Genomic DNA, 21,712 nt, shown 5'->3' on the forward strand with positions numbered 1-21,712 from the left:
ATGGCCGCAGTCCGCACTTCTTCCGAAATCACCTTCAACCGGGTCGCCATCGTCGCTGTCCTGCTGGTGACGATCATCTTCCTGGCGCCGATCTACTGGATCGCCTCGACGGCGTTCAAGCCGCGCAACCTCGCCACCACCATTCCACCGACGGTGGTTTTCCAGCCGGAGATATCGCCCTTCGTCAAGTTGTTCACCAAGCGTTCGCAGCTGCGCAGCCCGCCGTCGCCGGAGGAGTATGCGGCTGCGCCGTGGTGGGAGCGCGTCGTCTTCAATGGCGGCGAAAAGATCGTGCGCGACGGCAAGGGCCAGGTTCAGTGGTCGGGCTATCCGAGCCGTTTCATGAACTCGCTGATCGTCGCCATAACCTCGACCGTCCTGGCCGTCGGCATGGGCACCTTTACCGCCTATGGTTTCTCGCGCTTCAAGGTGAAGGGAGAGGCGGATCTGCTCTTCTTCATCCTGTCGACGCGCATGCTGCCGCCGGTGGTCGTCGCCATCCCAATGTTCCTGATGTACCGGGCGGTAGGGCTCAACGATTCCCATGTCGGCCTGATCATTCTCTACACCGCCTTCAACCTGTCTTTCTCGGTCTGGCTGATGAAGGGCTTCATGGACGAAATCCCGAAGGAGTATGAAGAGGCGGCGCTCGTCGACGGCTACACGCGCATGGAGGCCTTCTTCAAGATCGTGCTGCCCGAGGCCGCCACCGGCATCGCCGCCACCGCCGTGTTCTGCTTCATCACGGCGTGGAACGAGTATGCCTTCGCGCTGATCATGACCAGCCGCCGCGCCCAGACGGCACCGCCCTTCATTCCCAGCCAGGTCGGTTCCGGCCTGCCGGACTGGACGGTGATCGCCGCCGGAACCTTCCTGTTCCTGCTGCCGGTCGCGATCTTCACCTTCCTGCTCCGCAACCACCTGTTGCGCGGCATGTCCTTCGGAGCGATCCGCAAATGAGCTTTCGCGACATCAACCAGAAATATCTCGAACCGGGCAGCCAAGTGCTGATGGTGCTCGGTATCATCGCGCTCTGCCAGCCGTGGAACATGCTGCTGCACAGCTATGGCGTGACCATCATCCTGATCGGCCTGATCGGCTTCAACGTCACCTCCAAGATCGCGCCGGAGGAGAAGGCCGGCACCGGGCAAGGGGCAAATCCGGGGGCACAGCATTGACCCAGATCGAGCTTCGCGGCGTCCAGAAATATTTCGGCGCCGTCCAGGTCATCAAGGACCTCAACCTGAAGATCGACGACAACGAGTTCATCGTGCTGCTCGGCCAGTCGGGCTGCGGCAAGACGACGACGCTCAGGGCGATTGCCGGGCTGGAGACGATCGACGGCGGCGACATCCTCATCGACGGCAAGCCGGTCCAGCACCTCAAGGCCGCCGACCGCGACATCGCCATGGTCTTCCAATCGTTTTCGCTCTATCCGCATATGAGCGTTTACGAGAACATCGCCTTTCCACTGAGAGCGACGCGCAAGAGCAAGGCCGAGATCGACAGCGAGGTGCGCTCGGTCGCCAAGACGCTGCAGATCAGCGATCTCCTCGCCAAGAAACCGTCGGCGCTGTCCGGCGGCGACATGCAACGCGTGGCGATCGGCCGGGCCTTGGTGCGGCGGCCGAAGGCGATGCTGATGGACGAGCCGATCGGGGCGCTCGATGCCAAGCTGCGCGAGGAGATGCGGGCCGAGATCAAGCGGCTGCACATCAAGCAGGGTTCGACCAGCATCTACGTCACCCACGACCAGATCGAGGCGATGAGCCTCGCCGACCGCATCGTCATCATGCATGAAGGTGTGCTGCAGCAGGTCGGCTCGCCGGACGAGGTCTATTCGCATCCGGCGAATCTTTTCGTCGCGCAATTTGTCGGCAGTCCGGTGATGAACGTCGCCGATGCTTCGGTGACCGAGAAACCCTCATCGGCCTCGGTCACGGTCGGCGATGCGGCCGCTGGCTTCGAATTCCCGCGCGCCTTGCTGTCGAAGCTCAACGGCCATGCCGGCAGCCAACTCGCGCTCGGCATCCGGCCGGAAGGCGTCCTCGTCCGCCGCGAAGCCGCCGAGGGGTTCCTGCCGGTCGACACGCAGATCGTCGAGCCGCTCGGGTCCTTCGACATCGTCGACCTCAAGGTCGGCTCCAAGATGCTGCGTGCGCGCACCAAGAGCGGCTTCATCAGCGGCCCCGGCGAAAGGGTCTTCGTCAGAATCGATCCCAGCCAGGCGCATTTCTTCGACACGGCGAGCGGCAAATCGCTGGGAGTGAGACTCTGATGGCCCACATCCAGCTCAAGAACATCTCAAAGAAGTTCGGTAACCACACCGCCTTGACCGGGCTCGATCTCGACATCGCCGATGGCGAGTTCTTCGTCCTGCTTGGCGAGACCGGCGCCGGCAAGACGACGACGCTGCGCATGATTGCCGGCCTGGAAAAACCGAGCGAAGGCCAGGTCTTCATCGATGGCGTCGATGTCGCCGACTGGGGCGCGGCCGAGCGCGACGTGGCGCTGGTGCTGCAGCAATATTCGCTCTATCCGCGCTATACGGTGCGCCAGAACCTCGAATTTCCGCTGAAGCCGAAGATCCGCCGGCTGCCCGATGCCGAGATCAAGGATCGTGTCGACCGCGCGGCCAGGACGCTGCGCATCGAGCATCTGCTCGACCGCAAGACCGACAGGCTTTCAGGCGGCGAGATGCAGCGCGTCTCGATCGGCCGCGCCATCGTGCGCAAGCCGCGGGTATTCCTGATGGACGAGCCGTTGTCGGCGCTCGACGCCAAATTGCGCGAGGCGCTGCGCACCGAATTGAAGAACCTGCAGATGCAGCTTGGCGCCACCTTCCTGTTCGTGACGCACGATCAGATCGAGGCGATGTCGATGGGTGACAAGGTCGGCGTGCTCAACCATGGCCGCATCGTCCAGACCGGCACGCCGTACGAGATCTACAACAATCCGCGCGACACCTACGTGGCAAGCTTCGTCGGCTCGCCGCCGATGAACCTCATCGACGGCAAGCTCGTCAACGGACGCGCGGTGATGGCGCCGCTCAATTTCGAATTGCCGTTTGCGGGGGGTGCCAAGACTTCGGGGGGTGCCAAGACGGGCGCGGCGACCGACGGTCGCCCGCTCGTCTTCGGTATTCGTCCCGAGGACGTCTATCTCGAGACCGGCGCGCCGGTCGAGGCGCGGGTCCACGATGTCGAGAACCATGGCGTCGAGAAGATCCTGACGCTGCGGGTCGGCGACGCCATGCTGCGCGCCACCGTGCCGGCCAGGACCGACGTCCAGATAGAGCAGCCGGTGCGCTTTGCCTGGAACCCGGACAAGGTGGTGCTGTTCGACAAGGGCAGCGGAATAAGCCTGCGTCACGCCGGCTAAGTACAAGCCTCTTTACTGCAGCTTGGGGCGGGATGCGTTCAACGCGAACCGTGTTTCCTGCTCCATCTATGTGTTTTAGCCGCATTTGTGCGACGCTGCGTGATTCCATTTGGTGCGAAATGCTCGAGTCTTCCCGTCATCTCCCCCGTGCGGGGGATGCGGATGCGCCGATTTGTCGAATAGGCTGATCCTTTGGTCCCAAACGGGCTTTGCAAGCGCAATTTGGAGACCCGAAATGGAGGGTTGGCTATGGGAAATCTGTTCCGCACATTTGCGACGATCCTGGTTGTCGCCGGTATGGGATTGTTGGCGGCGCATCTGGGCGAGGCGCAGGCAGCCAAGAAAGTCGTCGCCGGTGCGAAGGTCGACGCCAAGAAGATCAAGGGCCTCAACGGCACGGTCAATCTGTCCACCAGCGACTGCAAACTGTTGTTGAGCGGCACCGTCGTCGAAGTCTCGGATGGCAGGTGCGGGGCCTCCGGCAAATATTGCAAGAGCAGTGCCGGCTCGGCCTGTATCACCGAGCAATAAGCCGGCCAACGTTTAGCCGGCCTAGCGGATCTCCGCCTGTTCCTCGGCCCGGAAATGGCTGGGCGGCGATCCGATGACCCGTTTGAAGGCGCGGCTGAAGGAGGCGTCGGATTCGTAGCCGAGGCGCGCCGCCACGACGGAAATCTTGAGCCGGTCGCGGACCAGCCATTGCCGCGCCTGGTGCATCCGCACCTGCGTGACGTACTTTGCCGGTGTTTCGCCGACAATGGTGGCGAAGCGATCGGCGAAACCCGATCGCGAGGCACCCATCATCTTCGCCAGAGCCTCCACCGTCCAGTCACGGTTCGGTTCCAGGTGGATCGCGGCCAGCACCCGGCCGATCTCGCGATCCCTGACCGCCGCGATCCATCCGGAAGAGTCGCCGCAGCCGCGCTCGACCCATGAGCGGATGACGGTCGCGGCAAGCACATCGGCCAGCCGCGCCAGGATGCCGCCGGAGCCGACGCGCTCCATCGTCACCTCGCGGGCCATCGCTTCCAGCAAATGTGGGATACCTGGTTCATAGGCTTCCAACTCATGTGCGCGCATCACGTCCGGCATCATGCCGAGCAAGGGGTGCAAGCCATCGAGATTAAAATACATGCTGCCGAAAAACAGCAAGGTCCCCGGACGGCAGCCGGGCACGCCGTCATTCGACATGCAATAGACATTCTTGCAGATTTCCTCGACCTCATAGCCGTGGATCGGCGCCGCCTCGACACCCGGCTCGCTCGCCAGCGTGTGAGCTGAGCCGCGCGGCAACAAGGCAGCGTCGCCCGCCTTGAGCTCGACCCATTCGCCGGACGGCTGCAGCAACCAGCAGCCTTTGCGGCCGATGAAATGAAACCGTGCCGCCGCCTGAGCCGGAAAATGGATGCCCCAAGGCTCCTTCATCTCGCAACGGCCGTAATCGACGCCTTCGAGGCGCAATCCACGCAGTATGTCCGTCAGCGGATCGCCGGTTACGGGGATTTTGGACGAACGGTCAAACATGATGGTGTTTCTAGCATGGAAACTCCAGCTGGTCACTCCTTATGTTGCATCGCAGTCAAATGCTGCGCTGCAACAGACCGGAGATCCCTCATGACCGAACCCGCGACAGGCGTCATGGACGCCGTTCTCGATCCATCGGAAACTGGCGAACGATCCGAGCCCGCATGGGGGGCGGTGGTCTCCCTGGCGCTCGGAGTCTTCGGCCTGGTGACCGCAGAATTTCTGCCGGCCAGCCTGTTGACGCCGCTTGCGCAGGATCTCGGCATCACCGAAGGCGCCGCCGGGCAGGCGGTAACGGCAACGGCCGTCATTGGCGCGATTGCGGCGCCGACCATGGCTATTGTCACCAAGCGGCTGGACCGCAGGCTGGTCATGTGGGCGCTGACGGTGCTGCTTGTGCTGTCAAACCTGGTGGCCGCGTTTGCGTCGTCGCTTCCCGTTCTTCTGATCGCCCGCATCATGCTCGGGATCAGTCTCGGCGGCTTCTGGTCGATGTCGGCGGCCATGGCGATGCGGCTCGTTCCGATGCGGTTGATGCCGCGCGCCATGTCGATCATCCTCACCGGCGTTTCGGTGGCGACGGTCTGTGCTGCTCCGGTCGGCGCCTATGTCGGCGACATCTGGGGATGGCGGACGGCGTTCATGATCGCCGCCGTGGTCGGCGCGCTGGCGCTTCTGGTGCAGGTGGCTACCATCCCGCGACTGCCGCCGGCAGGTACGGCAGGTTTTCGCACGCTGCTGGAGGTGATGAAGCGGCCGATGATCAGAGTAGCGCTGCTGGTGGTGCTGCTGGTCGCCTCGGGACACTTTGCCGGCTTCACCTATGTCCGCCCGTTTCTCGAGAAGGTGCCCGCGCTGGACATCGAGACGATCTCGCTTGTGCTGCTCGCCTACGGCATTGGTGGCTTTTTCGGCAATTTTGCCGGCGGCTTCATTGCCGAACGCAGCCTCAAGGCAGCCGTCAGCCTGGCGCCTCTGCTGATCGCGTTTTCGGCGCTCTTGCTGCTGGTCGTCGGAGGCTCACCCGTGGTGGCTGCAATAGCAGTGGCTAGCTGGGGCTTTGCGTTCGGCGCCGTCCCAGTCGGGCTGCAGACCTGGCTGGTGCGGGCCGCCCCCGATCAGGCCGAAAGCGCCGGCGGGCTCATGGTTATGACGTTCCAGGTCGCCATCGCGTTGGGCGCCGTCTTCGGCGGCCTGCTGGTCGACAATGCCGGCGTTGCCAGCGCCTTCGCCTATTGCGCGGCGGCGACATTGCTTGCGGCACTGGCGGCGTTCTTCCTTGGCCCCAAGCCGATCGACGATCCCAAGGCCTAGACGGAACGGCCGTCGAAGTCGAAGACCGGCACGGCGGCGACGTCCAACGCCTCGATACAATGAATATTGATATAGGCACTTCGCCCGCTCCCTTCGCCGACATCCTCGGCGAAGGGGTGAATGCCGCAGCTGCGGCAGAAGCGGTGCGCGATGACATGGTTGCCGAAGCTGTAGCGGCCGAGATCATCGCCCCAGGCAAGCACCCGCATACTCTCATGCGGCACTGCCCATAGCAGTGCACCCTTGCGCGAGCAGATCGAGCAATTGCACCGTACGGCTCCGGTCAGCTCGCCTTCGACCTCGAACGCGACCTTGCCGCAGTGGCAGCTGCCTTGGTAGAACATCGGGCCTTCCTCCTTCGGTTCGACAGGTGCAAATCCGACCGTGCCGGGCTATGTCTCCTGCGGCCAGTTTCCGGCTGCTACCTTAAGACGTCGCAAGCGTGCGGAGTCCGACACCGAAAATGCAATCAGCCCGTGATCGCCTCGAAGCAATTCTTTCGCGTCTTGCCGCTCGCGTCGACGATGAAAGCGTTTTCGTAAAGCTCTACCCGGAAGCCGCACGGGCGGCGGCCGACGCCGCCGATGCGCGGCGAAAAGCCGGCGTCACGCTCGGGCCGCTCGATGGGGCGATCGTCTCGATCAAGGATCTGTTCGATGTCGCTGGCGAGCCGACCACGGCGGGCTCCCTGCTGCTCGCCACCGCAGCGCCGGCGCTGCGGGATGCCATTGTCGTGCGACGGCTGCGTCAGGCCGGTGCAGTCATCCTCGGCAAGACCAACATGACCGAGTTCGCCTTCACCGCGATCGGCGTCAATCCGCATTACGGCACCCCCGGCAATGCAAGCGATGCCACCCGTATTCCGGGCGGCTCGTCCTCAGGCGCCGCCGTTTCGGTCGGCGAAGGCACCAGCCAAATCTCTATCGGTTCCGATACGGGTGGTTCGGTGCGCATTCCGGCATCGCTGAATGGCGTCGTCGGTTTCAAGCCGACCGCGCGGCGCGTGCCGCTCGCGGGTGCGTTTCCGCTGTCGGCCACGCTGGACTCGATCGGTCCGCTGGCCCGCACCGTCGCCGAATGTGCGGCGGCCGATGCAGTGATGTCGGGCGAAAACCTGGCAGCACTGTTGCCGCTTCCGCTGGACGGCCTGCGCATCGGTATTGCGCGCGGCGTGCTGTTCGATGATACGCAGGAAGAGGTCGCGACGACATTCGACTGGTGTCTTCGCAAGATGGAGCTTAGCGGCGCACGGCTTGCGGAACTGTCGATCGACGACCTGCTTGCCGAGTTGCGCGCGGCAACCAAGCGCGCCTCAATCGCGGCGATGGAAGGGGCGGAGATCCATGCCGACTGGCTGGCGACGGGAGCGGCGACGCCGGTCGACCCGCGGGTAAGCGGACCATTGTCGCGCGCCGCCGCCATTCCGGCCACGGTCTATATCAGGGCAATGCGCCGTCGCGCAGCACTTGCCGCCGCAATGGATGAGCGGCTGGCAGGGGTAGACGTACTGGCCCTGCCGACCACGCCGGTGACGGCGCCGACGATAGTCTCGATGACCGGCGACGAGGCCCTCTGCAACAGGATCGAGGGTCTTCTGCTGCGCAACACGCAGGTCGCCAACCAGTTCGATCTGTCAGCAATCTCGCTGCCCATGCCGGGAAAGGCGCGCCCGGCCGGGCTGATGCTGGTGGCGCGCAATGGTCATGACCACCACCTGCTGCGCATCGCAGCCGGCGTGGAGGCGCTGCTTGCAAATTGATCCGACAGCGCGTGTCAGCGCGACGAGCAGTGGCCGCGTTCGCTGTCCTTGGCGGCGCGTTCGATGCCGGTGGCAACCAGCCAAGGCAGGGTGTACCGCTTGCCGTTGAAGGTCCGGGTGCGGTTCTCGATCGATCCGACAACAACGACCTCGCCGGCATAGAGCTTGTCCGAAAGATTGAGGGCTTTGTCTTGCTGCGGCAGGCGATCAATGTCGATTGAAACGCCTTTGATGAGCTTACCAGTAGCGAGGTCGAGTGCGCTGTTCGATGGACAGGGTGCCGCCACGCAGCGCAAGCCGTTGTCGCAGAACACGTAGCTGCCCTGTCCGTTGGCGAAGACTTGCGCCGTCGCCACGCAGAAGCCAGCGGTCAGCAGGAATTTTGTGACGTTTACCATGCCGGCACCATCGCCGGCGAGTTCGGGAAAATTGAGGCGCTCAGAGATCGACAGGGAACCGCCGCCGGTAGTGCTCGACCACTTCCGGGTTGCGCAGATTGACCGGTAATCTGTTGGCCAGCACCAGCAAGGCTTCGCCAGCCGCGCCGACGCCCATGCGCATCATCGACTGCTCGGTGATCCCAGCCATGTGCGGGGTGACGATGACGTTGTCGAACCCGAAATAAGGATGGTTGGGCGGCAGCGGTTGTGTTGCAAAAACATCGAGTGCGGCGCCGCCGATGCGGCCCTTCTGCAAGGCCTCGATCAGCGCGTCGTCGTCGATCACCGGCCCGCGCGAAACATTGATCAGCAGCGCATCCGGCTTCATCCGGTCAATGCGCTCGCGGCTGATCAGCCCCCGTGTTTCGGGCGTCAGCGGGCAGCACAGAACGATGATGTCGCTCTGTTCGATCAGCGCATCGATCGACAGGAAGCCGACCCTGTCCGGCGCCGGCCGCATGCTGCGCGTCGTCGCCACCACATTCAGATCGAACCCATGTGCCGCGATGTGGCCAACCGCCTGGCCGATCGCGCCGAGGCCGACAATGCCGATCGTCTTGCCCGCTAGCTCGCTGGCCACCACCGTGTGTTCGCGGCCGGCCAGCCAGCCCTTCGCACGCAGGTCGCGGTCCAACACACGAAAGCGCCTAAGCAGCGCCAGCGCCGCGAACATCACGTATTCGGCGACGGATCGCGCGTTCACCCCCGGTACGTTCGCCACCAGCACGCCGGCCGCATTGGCCGCTTCCATAGGTACCATGTCCAGCCCGGCGCCGTGGCGGATCGCGGCCCTGAGCCTCCTCGCTCCTTCGAAAAGCGACGCAGGCAAGGGAGCGCGAACGATGATGACATCGGCGTCCCTTGCCTCGGCGGCAAGCGTATGCGCATCGAGGGCGGAAGCAACGACGAGTTCGCCGGTCCCTGTCAGCATGGAAGAGGCACGGGGGTGCAGTCTGTGTGTCGACAGGATCTTGGGCATTTCAGGCCTTTTCGAGCGCTGGGCTTTGCGGTTCCGCCCCACGCCCCTCGATCAGCCCCTTCCAGTAGCTTTCGGCGCCTTGCAGATGGGCGCTCATCAGCGCCTGGGCGAGATTGCCGTCGCGGCGCAGCAGCGCCTCGTAGATCTGGATATGCTCGGCATGGGAGCGCACGCTGCGTTCGGGATCGTTGAAATAGATCGGCAGGCGCAGCTCACCCATCATGTAGTAGACGCTGCAGATATTGTGGAAGACGCTGTTCTTGGTCGCCCGCACGATCTCGAGGTGGAACTCGCGGTCTTCCCGGGCAAGGCCTTCACCGGCGGCGATGCGATCCTCGGACGCCTTCAGGATCTCGCGCAGCCGCTCGAAATTCTCCTCGGTGGCGCGTGAACAGGCCAGTTCGGCGGCCTTGATCTCGTGGATCTTGCGCAACTCGACCGTCTCGTAGATCTGGACGGGATCGAGCGGCAGGCCCGCGCGGGCGAACAGCGCCATCGCCTCGACGCTCGCCTGCTTCGTATCGATGTAGATGCCGGATTTCGCCCGTCGCTCGACGATGCGCATCGCCTCGAGAATGGCCAGCGCCTCGCGGATCTGTCCGCGGCTGACGCTGAAATGCTCTGCCAGTTCGCGCTCCGACGGCGTGCGGCCCGTCTCCTTGTCGGAATGGGAGAACAGATAGGCGGCAAGTTCCGCGAGAAGGTTCTTTTCTTTCATGTCAGCCGTGTTGCGCGTGCGCCTCCAGGAACCGCTCCGAAATGGTGAATCCCAGCCCGGGTCTATCAGGGATCGCTACCATACCGTCCTTTGCTTCGACAGTCTCTTCGATCAGATCGTGGATCATCGGGTTGGCGCCGAGCGAATATTCGACGGTGAAGCTCGCCGGCGAAGCGGCGCAGACATGCAGCCCGGCAAAGAAGCAGGGCGCGCCGGCCCAAAGATGCGGCGCAAAGCGCAGATTGAAGGCGCTGGCGATGGTGCCGATCTTCATCGCCTCGCTGATGCCACCGCAAAAGGCCGGATCCGGCTGGAAGATATCGGCGGATTTGAGCACGGCGAGGTCGCGGAAGGCATAGCGTGTCGCCTCGCTTTCGCCGGTGGCGATCGGGATCGAACCGCAGGCGCGCACCTCGGCCATGCCGGGCTTGTCGTCGGCGATCACCGGCTCCTCGAACCAGGCGAGATCGAGGTCGCCGGCGAGATGGATGAAGCGCTTGGCTTCGGCCACCGTGTAAGTGCCGTGCGCGTCGACCATCAGGTCGATATCGGGACCGAGCGCCTGTCTTGCGGCGCGGACGCGAGCGGCCGAGATATGTGGGGCGCCGTCCATCGCGCCGACGCGCATCTTCAGCGCCTTGAAGCCGCCCTTGGCGATGTAGGACTGCAGCTGGTCGCCGATGGCTTCCGCGGTGGCCCAGCCGCCGGAAGCATAGGCCGGCATGCGGTCCAGCTTGCGGCCGCCGAGCAGCCGCCAGACCGGAACGCCGAGCGATTTGCCGAGAATGTCCCACAAAGCGATGTCGACGGCGCTGATGGCGGCGATGCTCATGCCCCGTCGTGCCAGTTGCGGCATGGCATGGCCGGCGCGAGCGGCACTGTCGTGGCGCGTGCCATTATAGAGCATCTCCCAGATGACGCCGATGTCGGCCGGGTCGCGGCCGACCAGCTGCGGGCCGACCTCGTAGTTCAGCAAATGGACGAGAGCGCCGTAACTGCCGGCGCTGCCGGCGGCATTCTTGCCTTCGCCCCAGCCGACCAGCCCGTCGTCGGTTTCGATGCGCAGGATGGCGGCGTCGAACGTCGCCACCTGACCGAAGTCGCTGCGGTGCTGCTTCGCGACTTCGATCGGTATGCGGACCCACCAGGCTTGGACCGTTTTGATGCGCATGTTCATCCTCGGCCCGGCCGCGGTGAGGCGGAAGGGCTCTTTCCAAACGGCTCGGCTACTTGATCAGCGGCAGCAGCGTTTCCGCGTTGATGCGCATCTGGTCGGTGTAGAATTTCTCCGTGAGCACGCTGGAGCCGTGGTCCTGAATGAACTTCAACTGCTCCGGCGAGATGTCGACGGGGTTGCGTTCGACCATGTCGGGATAGGGAGCAGCCGGCGTGCGGTCGACGGGGGCGACGAATTCATTGGTCAGCGCGCCGTCATAGCCGATCTCCTTCAGCGTGCCGACGATCTTCGGCCAGTCGATCTGCCCGAGGCCGGCGGCGAAGCGGTTGTTGTCGGCGACATGGAAATCGTACAGGCGCTTGCCGACCTGCCGGATCGCGTCGTAGACGTTAAATTCTTCCATGTGGATGTGGTAGGCGTCGAGGCAGACGCCGCATTCGGGGCTGACCGCATCGGCCAGCGCCAGTGCCTGGGCGCCGCGGTTGAACAGATAAGTCTCGAAGCGGTTGAGCGGCTCAACCGCGATCTTGACGCCGACTTTCTTGGCGTGGGTGAAGCATTCCCGGGTGGCGTCGACCACCCATTTCCATTCCTCTTCCTCGGTGCCGTCCGGCACGACCTTGCCGACGGTGGCGGGAACCAGCGTGATAATCTCGCCGTCGAGCTCGCTGACCATGGTCAGCACGTCCTTGACGTACTGCACCGACCGCTCGCGTTGGCCCTGGTCCTTGGCGGCGAGATTGCGCTCGCCCAGCATCAGCGTCACCGCTCCCCAGCAGCGAATGCCGTACTCGTTCAACAGTGCGCGCGTCTCCTTGGGCTTGTACTGTTCGGGTTCGCCGGAAATCTCGATCGACTCATAGCCGAATTTCTTGATGCGCTTGAGCGTCGTTTCCAGCGGCTCCGCCCGCATCCAATTGTGCGTCGAAAGATGCATGGTCTATCCTTCCCAGAATCGCCTGTACCAGTTTGCCTGCGGCGCACTCTGCCGAAGCCGCCGCATGATTCCTCCCCAAGCCGTCCCAGCATTTTTTTGCAAACTGGTTCGACCAATTGGGCTTGATGGGAGGTCTACAGTAATTTCATCTGGACGGCAAGAAGTGCTGCCATCAAGCGTTGGCTCCTGTCTATGCTATTGATTATACTTAAACATGTGGCTTAACTCGGCATGGTTGCAGGACTGCGGCAGCGCGTCAAATGGCTTGACCAGATTTCGGCATTTGGTAATACCAGAATAGTGGCGCTGAGCGCGCTGTGCAAAGAGACCAAAGACGCTGGCCCTGTTTTCAATCGGCGCTATGCTTGGTCGTAAAACATAGGGAGATGCCGATGCCGACGACGATGAAGGGGCCTGGTCTGTTCCTGGCGCAGTTTGCGGGCGACGCCGCGCCGTTCAATTCGCTGGCCTCGATCACCAAATGGGCGGCCGGTCTGGGCTACAAGGGCGTGCAGATCCCGACATGGGACGCCCGATTGTTCGATCTCGAGAAGGCAGCCTCCTCCAAGGCCTATTGCGACGAGGTGAAGGGCATCTGCGCCGATGCCGGCGTCGAGATCACCGAACTGTCGACGCATCTGCAGGGGCAATTGGTGGCGGTGCATCCCGCCTATGACGCGCAGTTCGACGGCTTCGCGCCGGCTGCGGTGCACAACAATCCAAAAGCCAGGCAACAATGGGCGGTCGAACAGATGAAGTTCGCCGCCAAGGCGTCGAAGAATCTCGGGCTCAAGGCGTCGGTGTCGTTTTGCGGAGCGTTGGCCTTCCCCTACCTCTACCCCTGGCCGCAGCGGCCGGCGGGATTGATCGAGGAGGCATTTGCCGAACTCGGCAAACGCTGGACGCCGATCCTCGACGTTTATGACGACAACGGCGTCGATGTCGGCTACGAAATTCATCCGGGCGAGGACGTGTTCGACGGCGCGACATTCGAGATGTTCCTCGATTCGGTCGGCGGCCACAAGCGCTGCAACATCAACTATGACCCGTCGCACTTCCTGCTGCAGCAGCTCGATTATCTCGACTTTATCGACATCTACCACGAGCGGATCAAGGCGTTCCACGTCAAGGATGCCGAATTCAATCCGACCGGGCGGCAAGGCGTCTATTCCGGTTACCAGAGCTGGACCAACCGTGCCGGGCGTTTCCGCTCGCTCGGTGACGGGCAGGTGGATTTCGGCGGCATCTTCTCCAAGCTCACCCAATACAATTACGATTCATGGGCGGTGCTGGAATGGGAATGCTGCCTCAAGCACCCGGAGGATGGTGCGGCCGAAGGCGCTCCCTTCATCCAGCACCACATCATCAGGGTGACGGAAAAAGCATTCGACGACTTCGCCGGCGGCAAGACCGATACAAAGGTGCTGCGCGGCATGATGGGGATCTAGCACAGATATCCCTCCCCCTCGAGGGGAGGGTCGATCCGCGCAGCGGATCGGGGTGGGGTCGCTGGGCGTAGGGCTCGGCATGAACCGACCCCACCCGGCCCTGCGGGCCACCTTCCCCTCAAGGGGAGGGGTATTTCAATGACGAGGGAGAAAATCGTGGTTGGCGCATCGAAGACGGAAACGGGAGGCGGTCCGATCCGCTACGGCATGGTTGGCGGCGGACAAGGCGCCTTTATCGGCGCGGTGCACCGCATCGCGGCACGCATGGACAACGAGTTCGTGCTGGTTGCCGGCGCCCTCTCGTCGAATCCGGAGCGCGCCAAGGCCTCGGCGGCCGAGCTTGGGCTCGATCCGGCACGCAGCTACGGCTCCTATGCCGAGATGGCCAAGGCGGAGGCCAAGCGGCCGGATGGCATCGAAGTGGTGGCCATCGTCACGCCGAACAATGTGCACGTGCCGGCCGCCAAAGCTTTTCTCGAGGCCGGCATCCACGTCATCTGCGACAAGCCACTGGCGACGACGCTAGCCGAGGCAAAGAGGCTGGCGGCGCTGGTCGAAAAGACCGGCAAGGTGTTCGTGCTGACGCATAACTACACCGCCTATCCGATGGTGCGGCAGGCACGCGAGATGGTCGCCAAGGGACAGCTCGGCGATATCCGCATCGTGCAGTCGGAATATCCGCAGGACTGGCTGACCGAAGACCTGGCCGCCACCGGCCAGAAGCAGGCTGCGTGGCGCTCTGACCCGAAGCAGGCGGGTGCCGGCGGTGCACTGGGCGATATCGGCACGCATGCCTACAACCTTGCCCGTTTCGTCTCCGGGCTGGAGCTCGATTCGTTGTCGGCCGATCTCGATGCCTTCGTGCCGGGGAGGCTGCTCGACGACAACATCAATGTGCTGCTGCGCTTCAAGCCGGTCGGCGGGTCGCACCCGGCCAAGGGAATGATCTGGGCAAGCCAGGTGGCGCCCGGCCACGAGAACGGGTTGAAATTGCGCATCTACGGCTCGAAGGGCGGCCTCGAATGGGTGCAGGCCGACCCGAACTATCTCTGGTACACGCCGTTCGGCCAGCCGAAGCAGTTGATCACCCGTAATGGCGCCGGCGCGCTCCCCGTCGCCGGGCGCGTCAGCCGCGTTCCGCCAGGGCATCCGGAAGGCTATCTCGAAGGTTTCGCCAACATCTATCAGGAAGCCGCGCGGGCTATTCGTGCAGCGCGCCGGAAGGGCGGGAAGCCGGCCAAGGATGTCGTCTTCCCGACCGTGCAGGACGGGGTCGAGGGCATGGCCTTCATCGAGGCCTGCGTGAAGTCGTCGAAGAAGAATGGGGCGTGGACGAAGCTCTGAAGGGTGGTGGTGATAGTCAGGTGAGACCGGCCTGCAAATGGCAGTTTCCTGCGCTTCCGGTGCTCATGTACCAAAAGCACGCTCCGCTCCGGTTCTCGGAACCCACCATTTTCGGCTCGGCCTGACCTGAATCTCACCACTCCTCCGGCGATCGAGCGAATGAAGGGAGGGGGCGTCGATGAAAATCGGCATGTGCATGTTGTTGTGGACGACCAGTGTCTCGAAAAAACACGAGCCGTTGCTGAGGGACATCAAGGCGACCGGCTTCGACGGCGTCGAAATACCGGTCTTCTCCGGCACGCCGGACAACTACAGGAAACTCGGCGAACTGCTCGACCGTATCGGGCTGCAACGCACCGCCGTCTCGGCGATGGGCGATCCGGCGATGAACCTGATCTCGCCGGATGCCTCGACGCGCAAGGCCGGTATCGACTACATGAAATCGGCGATCGACTGCGCTCAGGCGCTTGGCGCGAACACGTTGAGCGGCCCGCTCCATTCGACACTCGGGGCCTTCTCCGGCAGCGGGCCGACAGCGGCCGAGAAAAAACGTTCGATCGCTTCGCAACGCGCCATTGGCGACTATGCCGGCAACAAGAGCGTCACCATCGGGCTGGAGGCGCTCAACCGCTTCGAATGCTATCTGTTCAACACGATGGACGATTTGTCGGAGCATATCGACGCGATCGACCGGCCGCACATCAAGGCGATGTACGACACCTTCCATGCCAACATCGAAGAAGCCGACCCGATTGGCGCCTATACGCGCAACCGCAACAACATCGTCCATATCCACATTTCGGAGAACGATCGCGGGGTGCCGGGCCGTGGCCATATTCCCTGGAAGGAGACTTTCTCCGCCATCCGCAAGAGCGGCTACGACGATTGGCTGACGATCGAGGCGTTCGGGCGTTCGCTGAAGGACTTGGCCGCGGCCACCAAGGTGTGGCGCGACTTTTCCGAAGGCCCGGAAGCTGTCTACCGCGACGGCTACAGGCACATTAAGAACGGGTGGAGGAAAGCTGCATAATGATCGGCCAGCCCGATGCCGCACCCGTCACCCCTGCTCAGCCTGGATCCTGTTGTAGTCGTGGATCGTCCTGCTCAGCCGGCGGCGCAGGAAATTGGAAATGTTGTCGAAGATGAAAACGACGAGCAGGACCAAGAGCACCATGTAGAAGACATTGGCCCAGTTGGAGTTGGTGCGCATCGCTTCCCAAAGCTTCAGGCCGATGCCACCAGCACCGACGGCGCCGATGATCGTCGCGCCCCTGGTGTTGGATTCCCACTGGTAGAGCGTCTGGCTGATGAAGACCGGGATCACTTCCGGCAGCACGCCATAGCGCTGCACCAGCAAGCCGTTGGCGCCGGTCGACTGGATGCCCTCGCGGGGCTTGTCGTCGATGTTCTCGAGGCCTTCCGAATAGACTTTGCCGAGCGTGCCGATCTCGGTGAAGAAAATCGCGGCGCTGCCGGCCAGCGGGCCCGGGCCGAAGGCGCGGGTGAAGAACAGCGCCCAGATCAGCATGTCGACCGAACGCATGAAATCGAAGAACCGCTTGAGCACCTGGCTGAGGAGGCCGCTCGGGGTGATGTTGCGGGCGGCGAAAAAGGCGAGCGGGAAGGCGACGATGCCGCCGAGCAAGGTGCCGAGAAACGCCATGACGATGGTCTGGAACAGCTTCGTCCAGACGTCGCCATGCTGCCATTGGGCGTTGTTCCAGATATTGTCCGCGGCCAGCGCAATGTTCGATGTGCCCGGCTTGAGCTGGGGTCCGGACATCAGCAACGAGACCACCTCGCCGGGCGACTTGCCGAAGAAGGGCGAGCGTGTGTCGAAGACGAAATTCGCCCAGCCGAGGAAGCGCTTGCGGACCTTGACGCGATCGACGGTTATGCGAACCTCGCCGGCAAAGCCCATCCGGGCGACGATTTCATCGTCATGCGCGGTGATCCAGTCCGGCACCGGGCCGGTTATCACCGGCTTGCCGCTGGTCAACGACACCGGCACCGCCTGGCCATTGGCGACAAGCGTTGCCTCGGCCTTGTCGAAGGTGACGGATTTGGCTCGGCCGTCGATCAGAACGGTGTAGGAGCCGTTGGCATTGGTGATGACCCAATCGGGATGCGGGTCTTCGCCAAGTGCAGAAAAACGCGGGTATTTGGGGGTGATCTGAGGCTGATCGAGACGGAATTCCGGCTGCAGATCGTAGCTGATCCATTGCGTCAGGAAGAGCGGCAGGCGCTCCCAGTGCGATTGCCTCAGCACTTGCGGCAGGCTGAAGAACCACAAGGCATAGACGAGGTAGAGCAGGATGCCGGCGAACAGCACCAGCGGGCCGAAGCGTTTGTACAAGGGCCGTCGGAACACTTGGGGAAAGCGCTCCTCTATCGCCTGCATCTCATCGGCGGTCATCGCGGTCATGGGCAGTCTTCTTGTTGATTTGCCAAGATCTTTTCCAAAAACCGGAATCCACTTTTTGGGATCATGGTCAGGCGCCCATCATGAAGGCCTGCTCGCCGACGAGCTTGCGACGAAGCCAGGCGGAGAACTGGTCGACGAGGAAGATGGTGGTGAACAACAGCAGCACCAGTGCCAGCGTCTTGGCGCCAAAGCCGCGTGAGATGGAGAGCTTCAGCTCCTCGCCGATGCCGCCTCCGCCGACCGCGCCGATGATGGTCGAGATACGGACATTGATCTCGATCCTGAGCAGCGCATAGGACATGAAATTGGGCAGCACCTGCGGCAGGCCGGCGAAGCGCACGCGCTCGAACCAGTTGGCGCCGACCGCGCGCAGGCCTTCTTCGGCGCGCATGTCGATGTTTTCGTTGATCTCGTAAAAGAGCTTACCGAGGGCGCCGATCGAATGCAGGCCGATGGCGATGATGGCCGCGACCGGGCCAGTCGAGAGGATGGCTGCGAACAGGCCGGCAATGACGATCTCGGGGAAGGCGCGAAGCAGTTCCATGAAGCGCTTGACGACGAGCCTGAGCACCGGACTGGGTGTCAAATTGCGCGCGGCGATGAACGAGAACGGCACCGCAAAGACGAAGCCGATGAAAGTGGAAACCAGCGCCACGTTGAGCGTGGTGAGCATCAGCTCGAAATATTCGGGTAGGTAAAAACCGCCCCAGAGATAAACGCGGCCAAGCGGGAAGTTGAACTCCTGGCTGCCCTTGTCGTGCGGCGATGCGATGTCGAACAGCGCCCGCCAGACGTCGTTCCAGTCTTTGGGAACAAGCCAGCTAAGGAAATCCAGTATGTGCGGCAGCCGATCGAAGAAATGTCCGGCATTGGCCTCGTCGGCAAACCACATGGCTGTGCACATGGCGATAAGCAGCAAACCGATGCCGAGCGCCGTGTAGAACCGGCGCAAGGACGTCTGCCGTCGCCAGGAGTCGGCTGTCCGCCGGGTCGCGTCTGAACGGATCGTGGCTGAGATGGTCATGATCGGGCATGCAAAAAGGGCGGCGCTGATAAGGCCGCCCTTTGCAACTGCATTCAGCCGCCGATCGCGGCTTTGCGGGCTTCGACGATGACGCTGTAGAAGTCCGGCTTCACAGGAACGTAGCCAGTGAAATCGCCGCCTTCGATGGCCTCGAAGCAGGGCTTGTCCTTGGCCGGCAGGCTGGTGAAGAAGTTGGCGAGCTTGGCGCTCATATCGCCACCGAGCGCGGTGCGCACGACCAGCGGGCCGTTCGGGATCAGGCCGGAGCGCCAGACTTCGACGAAATCGTTGGGGTCGACGGCGCCCTTGGCGACTTCCTTGTGGAAGGTGCCGGAGGTGTAGCCATTCTTGAAGTCGCCAATGCCCGAGGAGTCGTCAACCGCAACATCGACCTTGCCGTCGCGAACGGCGAGGAGGTTGTTCTCGTGGCCGCCATTGAACTGGGTCGAGGCGAAGAAGGTTTCGTTCGAGGCGCCGGTGTCCTTCGGAATCTGGGTCAGCGGGATCAGATAGCCGGAGGTCGAATCCGGGTCGGCATAGCCGAGCTTCTTGCCCTTTGCCGACTTGATGTCGGTGATGCCGGACGACTTCAGCGCCAGGCCGATCGAATAATAGCCGGTCGCGCCGTCGGTCTGCTGGGTGGTGAGGATCGGGGTCACGGCGTTCGGATCCTTGAGGTAGACGCTGGCATAGCCTGACGCGCCAAGCTCGGCGAAATCGAGGGTGCCGCCGAGCAGGCCCTGGATTACGCCGTCATAGTCGGCGGCCGGGAACAGCGAGACCTTCTCGAAGCCGAATTCGGACTTCAGGTGATCGGCGAGGCACTGAAAGTTGCGCAGCCGGTCCGCTTCATTTTCACCACCAAGGATGCCGATGCGGAATTCCTTGATATCCTGGGCGTGAGCGGCACTTGTTGCGATGGCGAGCAATGAAACCGCGCCAAAAACCATCTTCCTGAACATTATCTCTCTCCTGTTGGTTCCGGCTTCGCGCCGGAGCGTTCGAACTTTTGACGAGTGCCTTTGACGCGGGCGGGCGATCAGGCCGTTCTCAGTAGCCAGGGAATACGGGCTCGAGCGGTCCGGCGGATGCAGCGATTTTCTGTTTGATGGCGACGCTGGTCGAGGTGATGGCCTCGGAGATTTCGCCGCCATTGCTGTCGGCGCCGTAGACCATGCGCACGGCCTCGCGGTTGAGGTCTTCGGGCGGGCCGTCGAAGACAACCTTGCCGGCGGCCATGCCGATGATACGGCTGCAATAGTTGCGGGCCGTATCAAGCGTATGCAGATTTGTGATGACGGTGATGCCTTCGCGCAAATTGATGTCCTGCAGCGAATCCATCACCACCTTGGCGTTGAGCGGATCGAGCGAGGCGATCGGCTCGTCGGCCAACAGCACCTTCGGCTGCTGCATCATGGCACGCGCAATCGCAACGCGCTGCTGCTGGCCGCCGGAAAGCGTGCCGGCGGGCTGCAGTACGGTGCGGGCGATGTCGAGACGCTCAAGGGCCGCAACAGCCTCGGCGCATTCACTGCGCGAGAACATGCCGAACAGGTTGGACAGCGTCGAGCGGTGGTTGAGCCGGCCGAGCAGCACATTGGTCAGCACGTCCAGGCGCGGCACCAGATTGAACTGCTGGAAGATCATGGCGCAGTCGCGCTGCCATCGCCGGAGCGGCGAGCCGCGCAACCCGGAGACTTCGACGCCGTCGAACAGGATGGATCCCTGGCTGGGATCGATGAGGCGGTTGATCATGCGCAGAAGCGTCGATTTGCCGGCGCCGGAACGGCCGATGATGCCGACCATCTGACCGTGCGGGATCGCGATGTCGACATTGCTGACGGCGGTGTTCTTGCCGAACCGGCGGGTGACGCCGCGGATTTCGAGCGTAGCTGACATGGTGCAGGCTCCAGTCCAATCGCAATTGAAGGTCTGTTAACCCTCGCTAGCGCAGCCGCATGAACCTGCGGTGTCGGAACGATGTTAGTTTTGTTACTGCCCACAGGTACGCCTCGCCCGGGGAATTCATCCGCGCGCCTTTGGATCAGCCCAGGACAAGAAGCTCCTCGAAATGCTTCATGTCCTTGAAGCTGCAAAATGCCGGAGGCAGCAGCTCGATCACTGGAGTCTGACGGACGGCAGCGAGAGGCAATCATCGAATAGTTGTTGCCATTGCGTTATCCTTTCATCGTCGAGACGGCGGATCTGATAGGCGAAGGTTATGTGGAACGTGTAGCTGTCGTGGTCGGGATGCCGATATCCGAAGGGCGCCGACAAGGCATCGCGCCATGCGCGCAGGATACGCACGTCCTCATCGGTTGCGCCGGCAACGGTCAAGCCCGTCGGCACGACATCGACAACCCTGATCTTGAAGGCGCCGCGGCCTTCGAAGCCGTTCAGGCGTTCCTGATAGAGGCGGGTCATGTCGTCGATGCTGGTGTCGAGGGGCGCATCCTCAGGCCAATAGGGAAGCCGGCGCCGATATTCGATGATGCCCTGGAACAGCGTCATGTGGAGGCTGGAGACCGGCGTGAAGGCCAGCCGGTCGGTATGGGGCATGGCGCGCATCCGCTCACGCACTTCGACCACCACTGCCTCGGACGGCGAGCCGTCGACGAGATGGCAGACGACCGTGTTGCCGGGCTCGGTCAGGAAATTGCCAGAGGTGTCGTAGCGCCTGCCGAGATGCAGCGGAGGGGTCAGGTTCGAGCCGGCAAAGTATCCGGCGAGCGAAGGTTTGACTGAAACAGGCATTGCGATCTCCAGAGGAAAGGCCGCGTTCTGCCCCGACGACGTGTCAGGGACATCAAAACCGTGCCAAGAAGTAGAATATCAAAGGCAGGACTCGCCAAGCGATTCTGCCGGGGTTTGCACATCATCAAGATTGAAATAAAGATTCAAACTCGTATCAAAGAGAGGCTTCCTAATTGCTACGTTGGCGCCAGTGGTTGCGGCTGTATGCTGCAGGGGTAGTCGCTGCGATAAGTTTCACAGTGGCCCTGGTTTTGATGTCCGTATATCGGGTTGGTAGCTTGAACCACCCAATACCGGGATACTTGTACAATTATGGAAATGGGCGCGACGCGGCCATTATTATAATGATTCTCATTTTTTTAATTGCGCTAGTTACGATAAATTTTGCAAATAAGATTGAGGAAAAAACCCAAATCGCTTGTAGATATTGGTTATGACAAAAAAATTATAGAACTTATCAGGTTAAATCAGACTGGTGGTGCTATTCT

21 protein-coding genes and 1 pseudogene are annotated in these 21,712 nt (G+C 62.5%); 10 read left to right on the forward strand and 12 right to left on the reverse strand.

Annotated elements, in window-relative coordinates; genetic code table 11:
* The 5 genes from NKJ72_RS06600 (at window position 1) to NKJ72_RS06620 (ending at window position 3,912) form a co-directional block, all read left to right on the forward strand.
* Complete coding sequence (locus NKJ72_RS06600) at window positions 1–960, forward strand: carbohydrate ABC transporter permease (protein WP_352476335.1); 960 nt, start codon at window positions 1–3, stop codon at window positions 958–960.
* On the forward strand, window positions 957–1,178 hold the full coding sequence (locus tag NKJ72_RS06605; protein WP_352476336.1) for a hypothetical protein: 222 nt from the start codon (window positions 957–959) through the stop codon (window positions 1,176–1,178). The genes NKJ72_RS06600 and NKJ72_RS06605 overlap by 4 nt, the downstream gene beginning before the upstream one ends.
* Window positions 1,175–2,278, forward strand: coding sequence for an ABC transporter ATP-binding protein (locus NKJ72_RS06610; RefSeq protein WP_352476337.1), 1,104 nt, complete (start codon window positions 1,175–1,177; stop codon window positions 2,276–2,278). Before NKJ72_RS06605 ends, NKJ72_RS06610 begins: the two co-directional genes overlap by 4 nt.
* Window positions 2,278–3,381: an ABC transporter ATP-binding protein gene (locus tag NKJ72_RS06615; protein ID WP_023675181.1), complete on the forward strand. Its 1,104-nt coding sequence runs from the start codon at window positions 2,278–2,280 to the stop codon at window positions 3,379–3,381. The genes NKJ72_RS06610 and NKJ72_RS06615 overlap by 1 nt, the downstream gene beginning before the upstream one ends.
* Before the next feature lie 249 nt (window positions 3,382–3,630).
* Entirely contained in the window at window positions 3,631–3,912 is a 282-nt protein-coding gene (locus NKJ72_RS06620; RefSeq protein ID WP_352476338.1) for a hypothetical protein, read from the forward strand.
* Between the two features lie 21 nt (window positions 3,913–3,933).
* On the opposite strand, the gene NKJ72_RS06625 is transcribed toward NKJ72_RS06620, so the two are convergent.
* Complete coding sequence (locus NKJ72_RS06625) at window positions 3,934–4,905, reverse strand: AraC family transcriptional regulator (RefSeq protein ID WP_352476339.1); 972 nt, start codon at window positions 4,903–4,905, stop codon at window positions 3,934–3,936.
* A gap of 90 nt (window positions 4,906–4,995) precedes the next feature.
* Here NKJ72_RS06625 and NKJ72_RS06630 point away from each other — a divergent pair, with 90 nt between their 5' ends.
* On the forward strand, window positions 4,996–6,219 hold the full coding sequence (locus tag NKJ72_RS06630) for an MFS transporter (protein WP_352476340.1): 1,224 nt from the start codon (window positions 4,996–4,998) through the stop codon (window positions 6,217–6,219).
* Here NKJ72_RS06630 and NKJ72_RS06635 read toward each other — a convergent pair.
* The gene (locus tag NKJ72_RS06635) at window positions 6,216–6,563 is read right to left on the reverse strand and encodes a GFA family protein (RefSeq protein WP_352476341.1); all 348 of its coding nucleotides are present in this window, start codon (window positions 6,561–6,563) and stop codon (window positions 6,216–6,218) included. The two genes, NKJ72_RS06630 and NKJ72_RS06635, sit on opposite strands and share 4 nt — an antisense overlap.
* A gap of 119 nt (window positions 6,564–6,682) precedes the next feature.
* On the opposite strand from NKJ72_RS06635, the gene NKJ72_RS06640 reads away from it, so the two are divergent.
* Window positions 6,683–7,978 carry an amidase gene (locus tag NKJ72_RS06640; RefSeq protein WP_352476342.1) on the forward strand — a complete coding sequence of 432 codons (1,296 nt, stop codon included), beginning with the start codon at window positions 6,683–6,685 and terminating at the stop codon, window positions 7,976–7,978.
* Window positions 7,979–7,992: 14 nt separating this feature from the next.
* Here the strand turns inward: NKJ72_RS06640 and NKJ72_RS06645 are convergent, their stop codons facing one another.
* From NKJ72_RS06645 to NKJ72_RS06665, 5 genes are read right to left on the reverse strand one after another with little or no spacing between them, the layout of a single operon-like run.
* Complete coding sequence (locus NKJ72_RS06645) at window positions 7,993–8,376, reverse strand: hypothetical protein (RefSeq protein WP_352476343.1); 384 nt, start codon at window positions 8,374–8,376, stop codon at window positions 7,993–7,995.
* Between the two features lie 40 nt (window positions 8,377–8,416).
* The gene (locus tag NKJ72_RS06650) at window positions 8,417–9,397 is read right to left on the reverse strand and encodes a hydroxyacid dehydrogenase (RefSeq protein ID WP_352476344.1); all 981 of its coding nucleotides are present in this window, start codon (window positions 9,395–9,397) and stop codon (window positions 8,417–8,419) included.
* A 1-nt stretch (window position 9,398) separates the two neighbouring features.
* Complete coding sequence (locus NKJ72_RS06655; protein ID WP_254816743.1) at window positions 9,399–10,115, reverse strand: FadR/GntR family transcriptional regulator; 717 nt, start codon at window positions 10,113–10,115, stop codon at window positions 9,399–9,401.
* Between the two features lies 1 nt (window position 10,116).
* The gene (locus NKJ72_RS06660) at window positions 10,117–11,286 is read right to left on the reverse strand and encodes a mandelate racemase/muconate lactonizing enzyme family protein (RefSeq protein WP_254816744.1); all 1,170 of its coding nucleotides are present in this window, start codon (window positions 11,284–11,286) and stop codon (window positions 10,117–10,119) included.
* Between the two features lie 55 nt (window positions 11,287–11,341).
* Window positions 11,342–12,229, reverse strand: coding sequence for a sugar phosphate isomerase/epimerase family protein (locus NKJ72_RS06665; RefSeq protein ID WP_023675190.1), 888 nt, complete (start codon window positions 12,227–12,229; stop codon window positions 11,342–11,344).
* A gap of 392 nt (window positions 12,230–12,621) precedes the next feature.
* Here NKJ72_RS06665 and NKJ72_RS06670 point away from each other — a divergent pair, with 392 nt between their 5' ends.
* The 3 genes from NKJ72_RS06670 to NKJ72_RS06680 all read left to right on the forward strand — a co-directional run bounded on the left by NKJ72_RS06670 (window position 12,622) and on the right by NKJ72_RS06680 (window position 16,051).
* The gene (locus NKJ72_RS06670) at window positions 12,622–13,677 is read left to right on the forward strand and encodes a sugar phosphate isomerase/epimerase family protein (RefSeq protein WP_352476345.1); all 1,056 of its coding nucleotides are present in this window, start codon (window positions 12,622–12,624) and stop codon (window positions 13,675–13,677) included.
* 138 nt (window positions 13,678–13,815) lie between these two features.
* On the forward strand, window positions 13,816–15,021 hold the full coding sequence (locus NKJ72_RS06675; RefSeq protein ID WP_352476346.1) for a Gfo/Idh/MocA family protein: 1,206 nt from the start codon (window positions 13,816–13,818) through the stop codon (window positions 15,019–15,021).
* 178 nt (window positions 15,022–15,199) lie between these two features.
* Window positions 15,200–16,051: a sugar phosphate isomerase/epimerase family protein gene (locus NKJ72_RS06680; RefSeq protein ID WP_352476347.1), complete on the forward strand. Its 852-nt coding sequence runs from the start codon at window positions 15,200–15,202 to the stop codon at window positions 16,049–16,051.
* A 27-nt stretch (window positions 16,052–16,078) separates the two neighbouring features.
* On the opposite strand, the gene phnE (NKJ72_RS06685) is transcribed toward NKJ72_RS06680, so the two are convergent.
* From phnE (NKJ72_RS06685) to NKJ72_RS06705, 5 genes and pseudogenes are all read right to left on the reverse strand, one after another.
* Window positions 16,079–17,446: a phosphonate ABC transporter, permease protein PhnE gene (phnE, locus tag NKJ72_RS06685; protein ID WP_352476348.1), complete on the reverse strand. Its 1,368-nt coding sequence runs from the start codon at window positions 17,444–17,446 to the stop codon at window positions 16,079–16,081.
* Between the two features lie 67 nt (window positions 17,447–17,513).
* Window positions 17,514–18,470 (reverse strand): phosphonate ABC transporter, permease protein PhnE, encoded by a 957-nt coding sequence (phnE, locus tag NKJ72_RS06690; protein WP_254816749.1) that lies wholly within the window; start codon window positions 18,468–18,470, stop codon window positions 17,514–17,516.
* Between the two features lie 53 nt (window positions 18,471–18,523).
* Window positions 18,524–19,432, reverse strand: coding sequence for a phosphonate ABC transporter substrate-binding protein (gene phnD, locus NKJ72_RS06695; protein WP_352476349.1), 909 nt, complete (start codon window positions 19,430–19,432; stop codon window positions 18,524–18,526).
* Window positions 19,433–19,520: 88 nt separating this feature from the next.
* Window positions 19,521–20,369 carry a phosphonate ABC transporter ATP-binding protein gene (gene phnC, locus NKJ72_RS06700; RefSeq protein WP_352476350.1) on the reverse strand — a complete coding sequence of 283 codons (849 nt, stop codon included), beginning with the start codon at window positions 20,367–20,369 and terminating at the stop codon, window positions 19,521–19,523.
* 145 nt (window positions 20,370–20,514) lie between these two features.
* Window positions 20,515–21,224: pseudogene (locus tag NKJ72_RS06705) on the reverse strand (DUF1868 domain-containing protein).
* Between the last annotated feature and the right edge of the window lie 488 nt (window positions 21,225–21,712).

The sequence above is a fragment of the Mesorhizobium sp. M0045 genome, from assembly GCF_040323385.1.
GTDB lineage: Bacteria > Pseudomonadota > Alphaproteobacteria > Rhizobiales > Rhizobiaceae > Mesorhizobium.